This is a genomic window from Blastococcus sp. TF02A-30, from assembly GCF_003319185.1.
GTDB lineage: Bacteria > Actinomycetota > Actinomycetes > Mycobacteriales > Geodermatophilaceae > Blastococcus.
The window spans coordinates 109504-126966 of the sequence record NZ_QOHJ01000009.1 but is presented as its reverse complement, the minus strand read 5'-3'; the positions used below and the strand labels follow the sequence as shown (position 1 = coordinate 126966).

Here is a 17463-nt window from a genome sequence, read left to right as displayed (position 1 = left end):
GATGATCAACCCGGGGGAGGGCCATCAGGCCCGGGGACGTCCTACCGGATCGCCAGGGCGTTCGCGGGCGACCCGATGCCGCCGCGCACGTGCAGCGGCGCCGAGACGAGGAGGTGCTCGTAGCGCCCGTCCGCCGCGCACGCCCCGGCCAGCGCGTCCAGCCACCACATCTCGCCGATGGGCATCCCCAGCCGGCACAGCAACCGGTGGTGGAGCACCTCGCCCTGCAGGGGCATGGCCTCGAGCCCGATGTTGTCCGCCGCGACCGCGCTGACGCCCCAGTCCCAGAGATACTCGGCCATCGCGCGGTCGGCGGCCAGCCCCGGGGAGGTCTGGTCGGTGCGCACCGCGAGCCGGTCCTCCGCGTCGGCGGCCTCGTACCCGGCGACCCAGCCGGTGCGGACGAGCAGCACGTCGCCCCGGCGCGGTTCCACGCCGGCGCGCGCGCGGGTGGCCTCGAGGTCGTCCACGGTGATCGCGGTGCGGGTCCGCCAGTGCAGCGGCCGGCCCTCGGCCCGGAGGTGGCGCTCGACGTCCAGGAGGACACCCCGCCCGGCGATGCCCCGGGCGGCCCACGACTCGATCCCCAGCCGCTCGGGCTCGAGGTGGTTGTACGACCCGATCTCCGGATCGGAGATGTGCAGGAACCCGTCCCACTGCGACGAGGCCTGCGGGTAGAAGCCGTCCAGCCAGTCGTCCCGGTTGCCCATCGCCGTGCGGTAGACGTGGTGCTGCACCAGCTGGCGGTTGAACAGCGGCGGGTCCGGCCAGTCCAACGGTGCGTTCAGGCTGAAGACAGCGCCGGTCCGCACCAGCCCGGCCGCGTGGCGGACGGCGTCGGGGGTCTGCAGGTTGAGCGTGCCCAGGACGTCGTCGTCCCCGAAAACGCCGCGCGCGTCCCCGTTCGGCAGGTCTGCGTACATGTGCCGCTCCTCCATCCTTGACGAGGCGGACCTCGCAGCGTCGATGAGTGGGTCCGTGCGCCGGGGACGCCGGACGGGTGCCGGTCGGTCAGCTCAGCGCTGCGGACCGGAGGGGACGATCGGCTCGGACTCGAGGCCGTTGTCCCGGATGTAGGCGGCGTAGACCTCGAGGTGCTTGGTCATCGCGCGCTGCGCCCCCTCGGCGTCCCCGGCCGCGATGCACCCGGCGATCTTGCGGTGCGCCCGGCCGGTGCCGGCCTTGTGCTCGTCGGTGATCAGCTCGCGCCGGAAGTGGTGGGCCAGGGAGACGTGCAGGCCCTTGAGCACCATCTCGTGCACGTCGTTGCCGCACGCCTCGGCGATCATGCTGTGCAGGTCGGCCGTGCGCTGCAGCACCGGAGGCTCGTCGGAGGCTGCCGCGACGAGCGCGGCGCGCTGCTCGTCGGTGGCGTTGAGGGCCGCCAGCCGGGCGACCTCCGGCTCCACCGCGAGGCGGAAGGCGGCGAACTCACCGAGGGTCGTGTTCCGCAAGGCGAACATGAGCGCCAGCGCGTCGCTGACCTGCGCGATGTCCGCGTGCCGCACGAACAGCCCACCGTGCGGACCACGCCGGACGTCGACCAGGCCGTCCCGCTCGAGGATGCGCAGCGCCTCCCGCACGGTGACCCGCCCGAGCCCGTACTCCTCCACGAGCTCCGCTTCCGACGGCAGACGGGTGCCGACCGGCAGCCGTTCGACGAGGATCTTCTGGCGGATGGCCTCGACCACGATGTCCGAGGCCTTGGGGAGCTGCCCTCGCCGCTGGATCATCTGGATGGAGCCTCTTCCTGTGGGCCTAAAGGTGCGTGGGGGGACGGGGGCCGGACGATCGTGCCCGCCGCCGACCAGGCGAGATGCGGCGTGAGAGCGTAGTGCAGGGCGGGCGACCCGGGTGCCGGCGTCAGCATTCTGCGGCAGCCTGCGCGCTCTTGCCCTGGACGACACCGGTTCGAGCACGTCGCGGTTCACCATCGATCATCCCTCGTCGCTGAACCGGTCGGGGACGTAGTGGGTCGCGGTCAGCCCGCCGTCGACCACGAGCACGTGACCGCTGACGTAGCCGGCCTCGTCCGAGGCGAGGAAGGCCACCGCGGCCGCGACGTCCTCGGGGGCGCCGATGCGGGGGACAGGCTTGAGCTCGAGGTTCCCGCGCACGTACCAGGCCGGCCGGGTGGCGAGCATCTTCTCGGCGAGCGGGGTGAGGATCGCGCCCGGTGCCACGGCGTTCGCGGTGATCCCGGACGGCCCGTAGTCGGCCGCCAGCGACCGGGTGAGCGCCATGAGACCGGCCTTGCTGACGGCGTAGTCGGAGCTGCCGCGGAAGCCCGTCACGCCCGTCATCGAGGCCATGTTCACGATCCGGCCGTAGCCCGCGGCGACCATGGTCGGCAGCACCGCCTTCGTCAGGCGGAACGCGCTGCTGAGGTTGACCTCGAGCACGTCCCGCCAGCGAGCCTCGTCCACCTCCCCGACGGGCCGCGATCCGGCGATGCCGGCGTTGTTCACGAGGATGTCCACCCCACCGAGCGCGCCGAGGGCGGCGTCCCGGATCTCTTCGGGGGCGGTCGCGGCGGTGACGTCGACGGCGCGCGCCTCGACCCGGCCGGCCCGGGAGAGCTCGTCGGCCGTCCGTGCCAGCCCGTCCTCGTTGCGGTCGACGAGGAGGACGTGGACGCCCTCCTCGAGGAACCGCTCCGCGATCGCCCGGCCCAGCCCTTGTGCCGCGCCGGTGACGACCGCCGTCCGCCCGGGGGTGAATCGCTGCCTGCTCATGCCGATCCCTCCCGACCTAGAGCTGTTCGACCGGGTACGGGAAGCGGCACTGCAGGCCCCCGTCGACCAGGAGCGTCTGACCCGTCACGTAGCCGGACAGGTCGGACGCGAGGAAAAGCGCGGCCGCGGCGATGTCCCGCGGCTCGCCCAGCCGGCCCAGCGGCGTCGGCTCGGACCAGGCGGCGCGGCGCTCCTCGCCGACCGCCGCCCCGATCCGCGGCGTCCAGATGACGCCCGGTGCCACCGCATTGACCCGCACGCCCTGCCCGCCGTACTCGACGGCCGCCGACTTCACCAGCGAGATCATCCCGGCCTTGGCGGCGCCGTAGGCCGCATGGCGCTGCGCGGCCCCCATCCCGCTGACCGAGGCGATGTAGACGATGCTGCCGCCCCCGTACCGGGCCAGGGTGGCCGCGCCGAGCTGAGCCAGGAGGAAGGCGTGCGTCAGGTTCATCTTCTGCGCCCACGCCCAGTCCTCGTCCCCCGTGTCGGCGAGGTACTGGAAGCGGGCGATCCCGATGATGTCGACGATCCCGGCCAGGCTGCCGAACGCCTCGACGGCGGCGTCGAGGGCGCCCTGAACACCGGCCCGCTCGGTCATGTCGGCGACGTGCGGCACGCCGCCCACCTCCTCGGCGACCGCCGCCGCGAGCTCCGGCACGAGGTCGACGCAGAGGACCCGGGCGCCGGCGGAGGCCAGCGCGTGGGCGGTCTGGCGGCCGATGCCGGCTCCGGCGCCGGCAACCAGGAATGCCCGCCCCTCGAGGGAGCCGAGCCGGGCGTAGTCGGGGACCGCGCTGCGGTCGAAGGTGGTCGTCATGCTGCTGCCGAGCCTTTCCGAAGGGGAGGGACGGGCCCGGCGCCCCGGCGCGCGGTCAGCCGGGGCACCGGGAGCCTCAGTACGTCGTCCGGCCGCCGCTGACGTCGAAGACGGCGGCCGTGGAGAAGGAGCACCGGGAGGAGGACAGCCACGCGATGAGCTCGGCGATCTCCTCGGGCTCACCGGCCCGGCCCATCGGGATCTTGGCCTGCAGCCGCGCCACGTGCTCGGGCGTCGCGCTCGCCATGATCGGGGTGTTGATGATCCCGGGGGTGACGGCGTTGACCAGCACGCCGGTGGTGGCCAGCTCCTTCCCCAGCGACTTGGTGAGCCCGATGACGCCCGCCTTGGCGGAGGAGTAGGCGCTGCTGCCGGTGTTGCCCTCCTTGCCGGCGACGCTGGCCACGTTCACGATCCGCCCGTAACCCCGTTCGATCATGTGCGGGACGAGCGCCCGGCAGAAGAAGAAGGTGCCCATCAGGTGCACCCGCCACATCGCCTCGAACGTCTCGGTGCTGGTCTCCCACAGCGGAGCGGCGAGCGCGGTGATCCCGGCGTTGTTGACGAGGACGTCGACCTGCCCGGCCTCCTCCAGCGCCCGCCGGGCGGCCGCCTCGACCGCGGCCTCGTCGCCGACGTCGGCCGGCACCGCCCAGGCGCGTTGGCCCGTGGCCTGCAACGCGGCGACGGCCGCGTCGCACCCGGCGGCGTCCCGGTCCACGACGACGACGTCAGCCCCGCGCTCGGCGAGCAGCCTGCTGGTCGACAGGCCGATGCCGCTGGCGGCCCCGGTGACGAGGGCCACCCGGCCGGCCATGTCCCGCGCACCCGTGCTGCCCTGCGCGGTCACGAGAAGGTCCAGTTCGGCCGGCGCTTCTCCAGGTACGCAGCCATGGCCTCGCGCGAGTCGTCGAAGCCCCGCAACCGGTTGGTGTAGTCCCACTCGGTGCGGTACTGCCGCTCCATCTCGTCGCCCTCGATGCGGACGATCGACTCCTTGGCCAGCCGGACGGCCAGCGGGCTCTTGCCGGCGATCTCGGCGGCGATGGCCAGCGCGCGGGCCCGGGCCTCACCCGGCGCCACGACCTCCTCCACGGCCCCGAGGCGGTGCAGCTCCTCGGCGGGCTGCAGCCGGCCGGTGAACATCATCATCCGGGCCTTGCGCGGCCCGAGCATGTTCATGGCCTTGCTCGCACCACCCAGCAGGCCGACGTTGATCTCGGTCAGCCCGAAGCTGGCGCGGCTGGAGGCGATGATGATGTCGCACACGCCGACCATGCCGAAGCCGGCACCGATCGCCGGGCCGTCGACGGCCGCGATGACCGGGACGGCGCAGTGGCGGATGGCGTGCTGGGCCGCCCGCCACTCCCAGCCGGGGTTGGTGGTGTTCTGCAGCGGCAGGTCCGCCGGCGACTGCTGCGCCGCCGTCTCCTTGAGGTCGATCCCCCCGCAGAACGCGCGCTCGCCCTCGGCGGCCAGCACGACCGCACCCACCTGCCGGTCCTCGGACAGCGAGTCGAAAGCCTCGCGCAGCTCCAGCTGCATCTGCCGGGTGACCGCGTTGACCGGTGGCCGGTTCAAGCTCACCGTCGCCACGCCGTCCGCCCGCTCGACGATCAACGTCTCCATGTCAGTTCCTCTCCCCACGGCGCGGCCCGCCCGGGCGCGCGCACTCGTCGATGGCGTCCCGCGGGACGGCGTGCACCTGGTCCCGCGTCACCGGACGTGGAACTGGTCGAGGTCGGGCGCGGCGACCATCTCGAAGTACTCGTGGTTGGCGAACGGCACGTTCACGTTCTGCCGCCCGTGCGCGTTGACGTAGTAGTTCTTCCCGACCGGGCCCTCGGTGGCCCAGATGAGCTCGGAGTGGGCCGCGTCGAGGCGGGCGTTGTACTCCTCGAAGACCTCCTCCTTGACCTCCATCGTCCGGTGCCCGGACTCGAGCAGGTCCGCCACGGCCTGCGCGGTGTAGCGCGCCCAGATCTCGATCCAGGAGAGGAAGGCGCCGGCCCGCGGCTGGGAGTTGGGCCCGTAGAAGATGAAGAGGTTGGGGAAGCCCGGGACGACCAGGCCCAGGTGGGCCCGGGGCCCGTCCTTCTCCCAGAGGTCCTCCATGCGGACGCCGCCGCGGCCCACGTACTCCGTCGGCCACATGTACTTCGTGACCTCGAATCCGGCCGCGAAGACGATCGTGTCGACCTCGCGCACCTCGCCGTCGGCGGTGGCGATGCCCTTGGCGGTGAGGCGGCTGATCGGCTCGGTCACGAGCTCGACGTTGTCCTGGAGCAGCGCGTCGTACCAGCCGTTGTCGACGACCAGCCGGCGGGCCAGCGGCGCGTAGTCCGGCAGGCACTTGGCCAGGAGGTCGGGGTCGTGACCGACCTTGCCACGGATGTACTCGGTGAGGATGGCGCGCATCCCGTCGTTGCGTTCGCTGATCCTGCCGCCCGCCTTCTGCCACTCGCGGTCGTAGACCTGGGCGCCCTGCATCCCCGAGCTGGTCACCTGGCTCGAGTAGCAGAACCAGTTCCAGTAGTAGGGCACGTGGTCGAACAGCCAGCGGATGTCCGGGGTGATCTGCTCGCGGTAGTTCTCCATGGGCGAGATCCACTGCGGCGTGCGCTGGAACGCGTAGAGCTGGTCGGCGGTCTGCGCCAGCTTGGGCACCAGCTGCACGCCGGTCGAGCCATTGCCGATCACCGCGATGCGCCGCCCGGTGGCGTCGTAGTCGATGCCCCAGGCGGTGGTGTGGAACAGCTGGCCCTCGTACTCGTCGACCCCCGGGATGTCGGGAAACTTCGGCGTGCTGAACAGGCCGGCGGCGCTCACCACGACGTCCGCCGTCAGCTGCTCGACGGCGCCGTCCCGGACGAGCTCCAGCCGCCACCGCGACCCCGCCTCGTCGAAGTGCGCCCTGGTCACCTCGACGTCGAACCGGATCTTGTCGTGGACGCCGTACTTCCTGGCCACGTGCTCGAGGTAGCGCTTCACCTCGACCTGGGAGGCGAAGTACTCCGTCCACGGGTAGTTCTTCTCGAACTTGAACTGGTACAGGAAGCTGCTGGTGTCGACGCGCGCGTCGGGGTAGCGGTTGAGGTTCCAGGTGCCGCCGATCTCGGACTGCCGTTCGTAGATCGCGTACGGGATGCCCAGCAGCTCGAACTGGATGGCCGCGGCGATGCCGCTGGCCCCCGCGCCGACGATGACCACCCGGACGTCGTCCGCGGCCGCCGGTCGCTCGCCCGACCAGTACGCCCGCCGCGGGAAGGGCTCGAGGGCGAGCTCCTCGCGGCCGAACCGGAACTCGCTGTCGGAGAGCTCCTCCCCGGTGAGCAGGGCCATCATGGCGCGCAGCTCGTCGTCGGCGGGGATGCGCACGTCGTGCACGTCCGGGCGCTGCAGCAGGAAGCGCAGCGCCTTCTCCTTGATGGCCTCGTGGTGCTGGTCGGCCACGAGGTAGCCGAAGAACGCGCCACCGCGCAGCGGGATGCGCACGACCTCCATCGCCGCGAGCTCCGGGTCACCCGTGGCCTGGTACAGGGCGAGCCGGAGGACGTTGAGGTTCGCGCTCTCGAGCGCGGTGCGAATCCGGGCCTCGGTGTACTCGTCGTCCATGTCTGACCGGTCCTCCATCTCAGGGTCGTGCATCAGGGGCCGTCCTCGCGGACGGGTGTCGCGTGCCGGGGGCCTCAGCCCATCCAGCTGCCTCCGTTGGCGTCGACGGTCGCGCCGTTCACGAAGCCCGCCTCGTCGGAGGCGAGGAAGCCCACGACGGCGGCGGTGTCCTCGGGCGTGCCGAGGCGGCCGACGGGGATGCCGGCCCGCATCGCCTGGTTAACCTCGTCGGCCACGGCGGCCGCCATCGGCGTCATGATGCGGCCGGGGGTGACGGCGTTGACGGTGATCCCGTCGGGGCCGTACTCGAAGGCCAGGGTGCGGGTGAGGCCGAGCAGCGCGGCCTTCGTCGCGCCGTAGTGCACCCCGGCGACGCGGGCGCCGGTGCGGGCCGCCTGGGAGGAGATGTTGACGATGCGCCCCCAACCGGCGGCCTTCATCCCGGGGTGCACGAGCTTGGCGCCCAGGAAGGCGCCGGTGAGGTTGACGGCCAGCACCCGGTTCCACTCGTCGAGCGGCATCTCGCTGCTCGGCGTCCGCTGCCCGTCGCGCTTGGGGGAGATGGCCGCGTTGTTCACCAGCACGGTCACCGGCCCGTAGGCCGACCGCGCGACGTCGAGAACGCGGTGCCAGTCGCCCTCCTCCGCGACGTCGGCCGTGACGAGGGTGACCCGGCCGGCCGCGTCGGCCGGCGGGCGGAAGTCCGCGATCGCGGCCTCGTCCAGGTCGGCGACGACGACGTCCGTGCCGCGGGCGAGCAGGTTCCTCGTGATCGCCTCGCCGATCCCGCGCGCGCCGCCGGTCACGACGGCGCACCGCCGGGCGGCGCTCACGCCGCACCGTCCGGGCCGGCGAGGACGACGAGCGCGTCGACGGCGACCGGCTGCCCGGAGGCGTCCACCAGCAGCGGGTTGATCTCGACCGACTCGACCAGGTCGTCGAGCCCGCACGTGTAGCGGGAGAACGCGGCGACGGTCTTGGCGAGCGCCGCCTCGTCGACGGCGCGGCGGCCGCGCACGCCGCGCAGCAGCTCCACCAGCCGCAGGTCGGCGATCATGTCGCGCGCCTCGTCCTCGGTCACCGGCGCCGGCCGCACCTGCACGTCCTGCACCACCTCGGCGAGGACGCCGCCGAGACCGATCATGGTGACCGGGCCGAACGTCGGGTCCACGGTCATGCCGAGGATCAGCTCGGTCTCGGCGTCCAGCTGCTGCTGCACCACGACACGGGCACCGGTGATCCCGTGCCCGGCCGCCGCGGCCAGCACCTCGTCCGCCGCCGTCCGGACCGCATCGGGAGTGGTCAGGCCCAGCCGCACGCCGCCCAGCTCGGACTTGTGCGCGACCTCGTCGGACAGGAGCTTCAGGACCACCGGGTAGCCCAGTTCGTCGGCGGCCTCGACCGCCGCCTCGGCCGACGCGGCGGGCGCCTCCTGGACCCCCTGGACTCCGCAGGCGGACAGGAACTGCTTGGCGGCCACCTCGTCCAGGTACCGGCGGCCGGCCGCTCGGGCGGCGCGGACCACCGCGAGCTCCTCCGCGCCCAGCCCGGCGTCCTCGCCGGCCGGCCGCGTGACCGGCCGGTGCCCGGCGAACGCGACCAGCGCGGCGGCCGCCCGCATGGCGCGGACCGGCTCGCCGAACGTGGGGACGCCGGCGGCGGACAGGATCCGGGCCGGCCGGCCGGAGCCGCCCACCCAGGCCACGAGCACGGGCTTGTCCGTGCTCGCCGCGACCTCGAGGATGCCGGCGCAGACCCGGTCCTCCTCGGCCTCCATGTTGCCGAGCAGGACCATCACCAGGTCGGTCTCGGGGTTGGCCGCGCACACCCGGAGGGCGTTCGGCAGCATGTCCGGGTCGCTCGCGATGGCCCCGGTCGTGTCGATCGGGTTGGTGAAGGAGGCGAACGACGGCAGGATCTCGCCCATCCGCGCCCGCCACTCGGCGTCCCACGGGAAGACGTCGAGACCGAGGTCCTCGGCGTAGTCGGTCATGAGCACGCCGGCCCCGCCGGACAGGGTCACGATGCTGACCTTGTTCCCCCGGGGCCGGGCAGTGCCGGCGAACACCCGGCCGAGGTCGAGCAGGTGCTCCACGTCGTTCGCCCGCTGCACGCCGTGCCGCCGGGTGACCCCGTCGAACACCGCCTCGGAGCCGGCCAGGGCACCGGTGTGCGAGGCCGCGGCTGCCGCCCCGCGGGCGGTGCGGCCCACCTTGAGGACGGCGACCGGGATCTCCTCCGCCGTGGCCCGGGCGAGCGCGCGTTCGAAGGCCGCGCCGTCGCGGATGCCCTCGACGTAGGCCAGGACCGCCCTGGTCGAGCCCTCGTCGACGAGCTGGTGGATCAGCTCGGGCAGGGAGAGGTCGACCTCGTTGCCGGTGCTGAAGAAGCGGCCCACGCCCATGCCGCTGGACTGCGCCAGGTTGAGGATGAAGCCGCCCATGGCGCCGCTCTGCGAGACGAAGGCGATGCCCTCGTCCTGCAGCGTGAACCGGTCCTGGTCGAGACCGGTCATGAAGGACGCGGTGAGGGCGTTGCCCGCCGAGACGGCACCGACGCTGTTCGGCCCGAGGATCCGGACCCCTGCTGCGGCGGCCACCTCGCGGAGCGACTCCTGGAGCACCCGGCCCTCGGCGCCGATCTCCGAGTACCCGGACGCGAAGACGATGGCGAAACCGATCCCGGCCGCCCCGCACTCGCGCACCGCGTCCTCCACGGCGGTCTGGGGCAGGACGATGACCGCCAGGTCCGGCCGCTCGGGCAGGTCACGAAGGGTCGCGTGGGCCGGGATGCCCTGCACCGTGCTGCGCGTCGGGTTCACCGGGTAGATCGCGCCCTGGAAGCCGTACGTGCGCAGGTAGCGCAGGGTGCGGCCAGACGCCTTCACCCCGTTGTCCGACGCCCCGACGATCGCGACGCTGCGCGCGTTCAGCAGGACGTCCACGGGCGAACGCCCATCGCCGCCCATCAGCGCCACACCTCGGCGAGCACCTCGTCGGCCAGCGCGGCCCGGTGCTGGGTGGTCGAGCCGAAGCTGCGCTCCAGCGCCTTGCCGCGCTGCAGCCAGAAGTGCAGGTCGTGCTCCCAGGTGAAGCCGATGCCGCCGTGCAGCTGGAGGGCGGCGTAGTTGGCGGCGAAGGCGGCCTCGTTGGCGGCCGCCTTGGCCATGTGCACGGCCCGGGTGGCGTCGGGGGTGCTCTCGGACAGCGCGTAGGACGCGTACCAGACCAGCGACCGGGCTGCTTCGGTCTGCACCGCGACGTCGGCGAGGCGGTGCTTGAGCGCCTGGAAGCTCCCGATGACGCGGCCGAACTGGCGCCGCTCCAGGAGGTAGTCGCGGGTGGTGCCGGTCAGCCGCTGGGCGAGCCCGACGAGCAGCGCGGCCGTGCCGAACGCGCCGGCGTCCTGCGCCACGCGCACCGCCTCCGGGCCGGTGGCCAGCAGCGTGTCGGGCCCCAGGTCGAACGCGCACTCGGCCAGCCGCCGGCTCGGGTCGATGCCCTGGACCGGGGTGGCGTGCACCTGGGACCGCGGGACCCAGTGCAGCTCATCGCCCTGCCGGACCAGAACGGCGTCGGCGCGCGCCCCGTCGGGCACGAGGCGGTCCTCGCCCAGGCAGGTGGCCACGATCGCCTCGCCGGCCGCCAGCCGCGGGAGCCACTCCGCCCGGTGCTGGTCGGTCCCGGCGCGGGAGAGCACCAGCGGTGCGATCAGCGCGGTCTCCACGATCGGCTCGGGGAGGCAGGCGGAGCCGCACTCCTCCAGCAGCAGGACCAGGTCGACGGGTGCGCCGTCCCCACCCCCGTGCGCGGCCGGGACCAGCAGCCCCGGGAGGCCGAGCGACACGAGGTGCGGCCAGACCGTGCTGGAGTAGTCGTGGCCCTGCTCCCAGATCGCGCGGAGATCGGCGGGCGACAGCTCCGCGGTGAGGACCTTCCGGACGGCGTCGCGGAACTCGTACTGCAGGTCGTCGAGGTCGAAGTGCATCTCAATTCCCCTTCGGCAGGCCGAGGACCCGCTCCGAGATGATGTTGCGCTGGATCTCGTTCGACCCCGCGTAGATGTGGGAGGCGCGGCTGAGCCAGTAGCTCTGCACCAGCGCCGACTTCTCCCCCGGGGTGGGCTCGAGCAGCTCGGCCCGCTCGCCGAGCATCTGCAGGCCGAACTCGAGGATCCGGGTCTGCATCTCCGACCACCACAACTTGCCCATCGCCGACTGCGGGCCGGGCTGCCTGCCGACCGACAGCGAGCTCAGCGTGCGCAGGGTGATGTAGCGGTAGGCCTCGATCTCCTCGTGGAAGCGGGCGACCTGCAGCCGGACCAGCGGGTCGTCCCGCAGGCTCTCCGGCACGAGCGCGAGCACCTCGCCCAGGATCTGGTGGAAGTGCGCCGCGGTGTTGAGGTTGCTGCTGCGCTCGTGCGTCAGCGTGGCCATCGCCACCCGCCAGCCGTTGTCGATGCCGCCGACGACGTTGGCCACCGGCACCTCGACGTCGGTGAAGAACAGCTCGGCGAAGTCGGCCTGGTGGTTCATCTGGCGGATCGGCCGAACCTCCACGCCGGGGCTGTGCCGGTCGATCATCAGGAAGGTGAGGCCCTTGTGCTTGGGCGCCTCCGGATCGGTGCGGACCAGCGCGAAGATCCAGTCGGCGAAGCGCGAGTGCGACGTCCAGATCTTCTGGCCGTTGACCAGGACGGTGTCACCGGAGACCTCGCCGCGGGTCCGGAGCCCGGCCAAGTCGCTGCCGGCCTCCGGCTCGCTGAACCCCTGGCACCAGATGTCGTCGCAGGTGAGCATGCTCGGCAGCCAGCGGCTGCGCTGGTCGGCGTCGCCGAGCTCGATGAGGGTCGGTCCGGCCAGGCCGAGCGCGAGCCGGTTCAGCCGGGCCGGGGCGTTCGCCCGCAGGTACTCGTCGTAGAAGATCGCGGTGCTGACCGGGTCCATCCCGCGACCGCCGTACTCGACCGGCCAGTGCACGGCGGCGAACCGCGCGCCGTGCAGGGCGCGCTCCCACTCGCGGTGCCGGGCGAAGCCCTCCTCGGTCGACGGCGGCGGGAAGCTGTCCGTCGGGACGTTCTCCTCCAGCCACGTGCGGATCTCGTCGCGGAAGTCGGTCTGCGCGGGTGTGAGCCGCAGGTCCATCTGGTCGGTTCCTCTCCTGGGGCGCGCGGCGGCGTCGAGCCGTGCGGTCGAGCTGTGCGCAGGCGACCGGGGCCGGCGGCGGACGGAGCGCGGGCGCCCCGTCCACCGCGACCCGCCGGTCACCGGTGGTGCGGGTGGCGGACGGTCCGGGGCCTCACGCCGACACCTGCCCGAGCATCAGCTCGGCGAGCGCCGCGCGGTCGGTGAAGTCGGCGGCCGGGCCCTCGGCGACGATCCGGCCCTGCCGCAGGACCACCACCCGGTCGGCGATGGTCAGCGGCTGGTCCACGAGCTGCTCCACCAGGAGCACCCCCATGCCCTCGCCGGCCCGGTCGCGGAAGAACCGCAGGATGTCCGGCACCAGCGACTGCGCCAGCCCGAGGGATGGCTCGTCGCAGAGCAGGTAGTCCGGCCGAGCGGCCCAGGCCTGCACGAGGGCGAGCATCTGCTGCTGCCCGCCCGACAGGCTGCGGGCCAGCTGGGCCCGCTTGTCGCCGAGTATCGGGAACGTCCGGGCGGCCATGTCGACCACCTCGCCGTCGGGCAGCCGCCGGCCCCGGGGGCGGGCCAGCTGCCCCAGGCGCAGGTTCTCCTGCACGGTGAGCTCCGGGAAGACCCGGTGCCCCTCCAGGACGTGCCGGACCCCGCGTCGGGAGAGCTTCTCGGCGCCGAGGCCGGTGACGTCCTCTCCGCCGAGGCTCAGCGTGCCCCGCTGCGGGGGCAGCAGGCCCGAGAGGGCCTTGAGCAGCGTGCTCTTGCCGGCCCCGTTCGGGCCCAGCACCAGGACGATCTCCCCTGGGGCGACCTCCAGCGTGACGTCCCGGAAGACGGTCATCCGGCCGTAGCCGGCGTGCAGTCCCTCAGCCCGCAACATGGTTCACTCCCGCGAAGAGGCGGCCGATCTCGGGCAGGTGGCGGATCTCGGCCGGTGGGCCGCTGACCACGACCCGTCCGGCGTCGACGACGGAGATGCGGTCGGCGGTGCCCCACACCAGCTCCAGGTCGTGCTCGACCATGAGCACCGAGGCGCCGGTGGCCGCGACGACGGAGCGCAGCAGCGCGCTGAACTCCTTGCGCTCCGCGACCGACAGGCCGGCGGCGGGTTCGTCGAGCGCGATGAGGACCGGCCCGCGGCGCAGGGCCCGGGCGACCTCCAGGAAGCGCCGCTGGCCGTGCGGCAGGGTGGCCGCCGGGAGCTCGTCCCAGTCCGCCCGGACCGCTTCGAGAGCCTCGGCGAACCAGTGCGTCCGGCCGTCGTCGGCCCCGCAGTCCACGTTCTCCCAGACCGTCATGTCCGCGAAGACCCGCGGGGTCTGGAACGTGCGCGCCAGCCCCAGCCGGGCCCGGCCGCTGGCGCCGGTCGACGAGACGTCCTCGCCGTCGAAGTGCACCGTGCCGCTGTCGACGGCGACCAGCCCGGAGAGGGCGTTCAGCAACGTGGTCTTGCCGGAGCCGTTCGGCCCGACGATGGCGTGGATCTCACCCCGGCCGATCTCGAGGTCGACCCCGTCGAGGGCCTGCACCTCGCCGAAGCGGGCGGCCAGCCCCTCCGCGCGGAGCAGGGGCCCACCGGTGCGGGCCGCCGCCGTCGCCCCGTCGCCGGCCTCCGGCGCCTGGGCGAGCACCTCGCGCAGCGAGATCGTCGCGGCCGGCGCCGTCCGTCCCCGCAGCCGGTGGATCGCCCGGCGCAGACCGCCGGCGATGCCGTCCGGCATGAGGAACATGATCACGAAGGCCGTGATCCCGTAGATGAGCAGCCGGTAGTCGACCAGGCTGGCCAGCGCCACGTCCGGGACGAGGTAGAGGACGCCCACGCCCAGGATGGGGCCGACGATCGTGCCCGCGCCGCCGATGACGACGACGAAGTAGAGCATGATCGACAGCGCCAGCGTGAACGACCCGGGCGCCACGTACTGGATGAGCAGCACGTACAGCACGCCGGCGACCGAGGCCATGAGCGACGCGATGGCGAAGGCCTGCAGCCGCAGCCGGCCCGGGCGCAGGCCGAGCGTCATGGCCGCCTCCGGGCTGGTGCCGGCGACCTTGAGCTGGCGGCCGAAGCGGGAGGACTTGATGAGCCCCGCCACGACCAGCGCCGCGACGGCGCAGAGCAGGATCACCAGGGTCAGCCACTCGGTCCGCCAGAACGCGACGTCCCGGATCGCGGAGGTGGCGACGTTCACCCCGGTGACCGCCCGGGTCTGCTCCTCGAAGAGGAAGAAGATCTCCGGCAGCGCCAGGGCGCCGGCCATGGTCACGAAGCCCAGGTAGTAGCCCTGGACGCGCAGGGAGGGCAGGGCGAGGAGCATGCCGGCCGCCATCCCGGCGAGGAAGCCGAGGAGGACCGCGACGGGGAGGGGGTGCTCCCACGCCGTGGCGGCCAGCGCGGTGATGTAGGCCGCGACGCCCATGACGGCGCCCTGCCCGAAGGAGAGCTGCTCGGCCTGGGCCCGCAGGATGTTCAGCCCGGACGCGGCGACCACGTACACGGCGGCGAGCAGGATCGCCTGCAGCCAGTACGCGTTCCCCGCGACGATCGGCACGGCCACCGCCAGGACGACGATGCCGATGCCGAGGGCCACCTCCCGGCGGATGTCGGGCCGGAGCAGGTTCCGCCTTCCGGCGGGGGCGGTGACCTCCGCCGACGTGAGCACGGGGTTCGACATCTCAGACCCTCCTTGCGTGCGGACGGCCGAAGATGCCCTCGGGGCGGAGCATGAGGACGACGACGATGACGGCGAGCGCCAGCGGGACCTCGGCGGCGCCTCCGGCCTGGTACGAGACGAACATCAGGAGCAGGCCGAAGGCGGGGCCGGCCAGGAGCGCGCCGGTGTTGTTCCCGAGCCCGCCCACCACCGCGACGATGAAGCCGAAGATCACGTAGTGGAGGGCCTGGCTCTCGACGATGCCGATCGCGTGGCCGCCGATGAAGCCGGTGAGCCCCATGATCGCGCCGGCGATGGCGAAGGCGAGCACCTGCAGCGGCATGGTCCGGATGCCACCGGCCTTCGCCGCCTCCAGGTCCTGCGAGAGCGCGTTCAGCGCAAGGCCGACCAGGTACCTCCGCTGGAAGCAGCGGAGGAACAGGTAGACCACCAGGGCCAGCGCGATGACCACCAGGTAGACGAAGGGCACCCGGGAGCCGCCGAGCGGGAACTGGCCGAAGAGGTTCTCCAGCGTCAGCACCCGGGGGCCGATGGTCAGGACCATGATCGCGCCGAGCACGATCGAGGCCGCGATCGTGGTGATGATCCACGAGTGCTGGTCCGACGGTGACCGCATCGGGAGCAGGGTCAGCCAGCCCTGCAGCGCGGCGATCAGCGCCACCACCACGGTGACGACCAGCAGCGTCAGGAGCCAGGACGGACCACCGGCCGCGGCGCCCTCGGGGAGCCACAGGTAGGTGAACACCCCGGCGACCACGAGCAGCTGCCCCTGGGCGAAGTTGAGCACGCCCGTCGCGTTGTAGATGACATTCAGGCTGATGGCGATCAGCGAGTAGATCGCCCCGGCACCGAGTCCTCGAACGAGGATGATCAGCAGTTCGTCCATGACTCCCCTCCCCTACGGGCGCCGGAGGTCTCAGCCCTGGCAGTCGAGGCGGGTGAAGATGCCCTCGCCCTGGTCGGTGCCCGGGTCGACCAGCGCCAGCGAGCTGGTGTCCATGAGGAAGTGGTTGTCGTCGCTCATGGCGAAGCCCTCGTGCACGAGGCCCAGGGACTCCTCGTCGTCCACGGCCTCGGTCTCCAGCCACTCGGTGACGGTCTCGCCGTCGGTGGAGCCGGTCTCCTCGACCGCGGCGGCCAGGAGGTGCAGCGCGTCGCGCCAGATGGCCATGTAGTCCAGGGCCACGGACTCCCAGGCCGGGTCGTCGCCGAACATGCCCTCGGCCTCGGTCACGAAGTCGGTGACCTCGGGGCGGACGGAGTCCGCGTCGCAGGCGGAGAAGGCACCCCAGGTGACGGCCTTGAAGTTGCTGTAGGCGTCGGGACCGGCCACGTCCTTGGTCTGGGTGGCGAACGTGGAGCCGTAGCTGCCCACGACCGGGACGTCGGAGTTGAGCTGGCGCAGGCCGAGGATCAGCCGGCCAGTGTCGGCACCGGTCTGGTTGAAGCTGAGGATGACGTCGGCGTCGCTCTTCTGGATCTCCAGCAGCTGCGGCGTGAGGTCGGTCGACTGCGCGCTGAACTCCTGGACGGTCGCGGGCTCCATGCCGCGCTCCTCGAGGGCGCCGACCATGGCCTCCGCGGCGACCTTCCCCTGGGTGCCGTTGTAGTGCACGATCGCCACCCGCTCGGCGCCGTACTCCTCGACCGCGACCTCGACCATGCGCTCGCCCTGGGCCTCGGCGTTGGGCAGCAGGGCGAAGCCCAGCGGGGCCACCTCCGGGGTGATCGCGCTCCCGGAACCGTTGATGTTGGGGATGCCGGCCTGGGTGAGGATCGGCAGCGTCGCGAGGGACTCGTCGCTGGTGAGCGGCCCGATGACCAGGTCGACGTCCTCCTGGCTGACCAGCCGGTTCACCGCGGTCACGGCCTTCGTCGGGTTGAGCTCGGTGTCGGCGAGGACCAGCTCGACCTCGCGGCCGTCGATGCCGCCGTCGGCGTTGATCTCCTCGGCGGCCAGCTCGACACCCATGCGGGCCCACGACCCGGTGGCGGCCGCCGCGCCGGTCAGCCCCAGCGGGACCCCGACCTTGATCGGGCCCTCCTCGGCGGCGGCCGAGCCGCCGCCCGACGACGTCGGGTCCGATCCGCAGGCCGCCATGGCGCCCAGGAGCGCGACGGACAGGACGCCCGCCACCGAGCGGCGACGGAGGGTTCGGGTCGTAGTCATGGGTTCCTCTTCCTGGGCACCGTTGCCACCGGGGGCGCACGCCTCCCGGACCACTTGCTGGAGCTGTCGGGCCGTCCGGTTGCGCACCGTCGGGCCAGCCAGGGAGACAGTGGCGGAGGTCACGAGCCCGTGTCAAGGATTAATATCCTTGCCATCTTTACGAGTCAGTGACGGCACGCTTCCGGACGCCGAGTCGACATGCCACTTTTCGTGCGCAGGAGCGGTACACGCCGGGCCCTCTTCCCCGGTTGATCATCGCCAGCTGGCCCGCCCCACCGGCGTGCCGGCCGACCGTCTGGCGATGATCAACCCGG

Annotated in this window: 15 protein-coding genes; all 15 read right to left on the bottom strand. The window is 72.7% G+C overall.

Annotated elements, in window-relative coordinates; all coding sequences use genetic code 11:
* Positions 1-41: 41 nt before the first annotated feature.
* Complete coding sequence (locus tag DQ241_RS19010) at positions 42-923, bottom strand: cyclase family protein (protein ID WP_158545980.1); 882 nt, start codon at positions 921-923, stop codon at positions 42-44.
* A 93-nt stretch (positions 924-1016) separates the two neighbouring features.
* A complete protein-coding gene (locus tag DQ241_RS19005) occupies positions 1017-1733 on the bottom strand; it encodes a FadR/GntR family transcriptional regulator (protein WP_158545979.1) in 717 nt (238 codons plus the stop codon).
* A 204-nt stretch (positions 1734-1937) separates the two neighbouring features.
* Complete coding sequence (locus tag DQ241_RS19000; protein WP_113831774.1) at positions 1938-2735, bottom strand: SDR family NAD(P)-dependent oxidoreductase; 798 nt, start codon at positions 2733-2735, stop codon at positions 1938-1940.
* Between the two features lie 16 nt (positions 2736-2751).
* Positions 2752-3555 carry an SDR family NAD(P)-dependent oxidoreductase gene (locus DQ241_RS18995; protein WP_113831773.1) on the bottom strand — a complete coding sequence of 268 codons (804 nt, stop codon included), beginning with the start codon at positions 3553-3555 and terminating at the stop codon, positions 2752-2754.
* A 76-nt stretch (positions 3556-3631) separates the two neighbouring features.
* Positions 3632-4405 (bottom strand): SDR family NAD(P)-dependent oxidoreductase, encoded by a 774-nt coding sequence (locus DQ241_RS18990; RefSeq protein ID WP_233492563.1) that lies wholly within the window; start codon positions 4403-4405, stop codon positions 3632-3634.
* Entirely contained in the window at positions 4402-5184 is a 783-nt protein-coding gene (locus tag DQ241_RS18985; RefSeq protein WP_113831772.1) for an enoyl-CoA hydratase-related protein, read from the bottom strand. Before DQ241_RS18985 ends, DQ241_RS18990 begins: the two co-directional genes overlap by 4 nt.
* A gap of 87 nt (positions 5185-5271) precedes the next feature.
* A complete protein-coding gene (locus DQ241_RS18980; protein ID WP_113831771.1) occupies positions 5272-7203 on the bottom strand; it encodes an NAD(P)/FAD-dependent oxidoreductase in 1932 nt (643 codons plus the stop codon).
* A gap of 41 nt (positions 7204-7244) precedes the next feature.
* Positions 7245-8003 carry an SDR family NAD(P)-dependent oxidoreductase gene (locus DQ241_RS18975; protein ID WP_113831770.1) on the bottom strand — a complete coding sequence of 253 codons (759 nt, stop codon included), beginning with the start codon at positions 8001-8003 and terminating at the stop codon, positions 7245-7247.
* Entirely contained in the window at positions 8000-10114 is a 2115-nt protein-coding gene (locus DQ241_RS18970; RefSeq protein ID WP_158545978.1) for an acetate--CoA ligase family protein, read from the bottom strand. Before DQ241_RS18970 ends, DQ241_RS18975 begins: the two co-directional genes overlap by 4 nt.
* Before the next feature lie 23 nt (positions 10115-10137).
* Positions 10138-11157: an acyl-CoA dehydrogenase family protein gene (locus DQ241_RS18965; protein ID WP_113831768.1), complete on the bottom strand. Its 1020-nt coding sequence runs from the start codon at positions 11155-11157 to the stop codon at positions 10138-10140.
* 1 nt (position 11158) lies between these two features.
* Positions 11159-12313: an acyl-CoA dehydrogenase family protein gene (locus DQ241_RS18960; protein ID WP_113831767.1), complete on the bottom strand. Its 1155-nt coding sequence runs from the start codon at positions 12311-12313 to the stop codon at positions 11159-11161.
* A gap of 154 nt (positions 12314-12467) precedes the next feature.
* Positions 12468-13187, bottom strand: a complete 720-nt coding sequence (locus DQ241_RS18955) for an ABC transporter ATP-binding protein (RefSeq protein WP_113831766.1) — start codon at positions 13185-13187, stop codon at positions 12468-12470.
* Positions 13174-14979, bottom strand: a complete 1806-nt coding sequence (locus tag DQ241_RS18950) for an ATP-binding cassette domain-containing protein (protein WP_113831765.1) — start codon at positions 14977-14979, stop codon at positions 13174-13176. The genes DQ241_RS18955 and DQ241_RS18950 overlap by 14 nt, the downstream gene beginning before the upstream one ends.
* A gap of 1 nt (position 14980) precedes the next feature.
* On the bottom strand, positions 14981-15865 hold the full coding sequence (locus DQ241_RS18945) for a branched-chain amino acid ABC transporter permease (protein WP_113831764.1): 885 nt from the start codon (positions 15863-15865) through the stop codon (positions 14981-14983).
* 30 nt (positions 15866-15895) lie between these two features.
* Entirely contained in the window at positions 15896-17149 is a 1254-nt protein-coding gene (locus tag DQ241_RS18940; protein ID WP_113831763.1) for an ABC transporter substrate-binding protein, read from the bottom strand.
* Between the last annotated feature and the right edge of the window lie 314 nt (positions 17150-17463).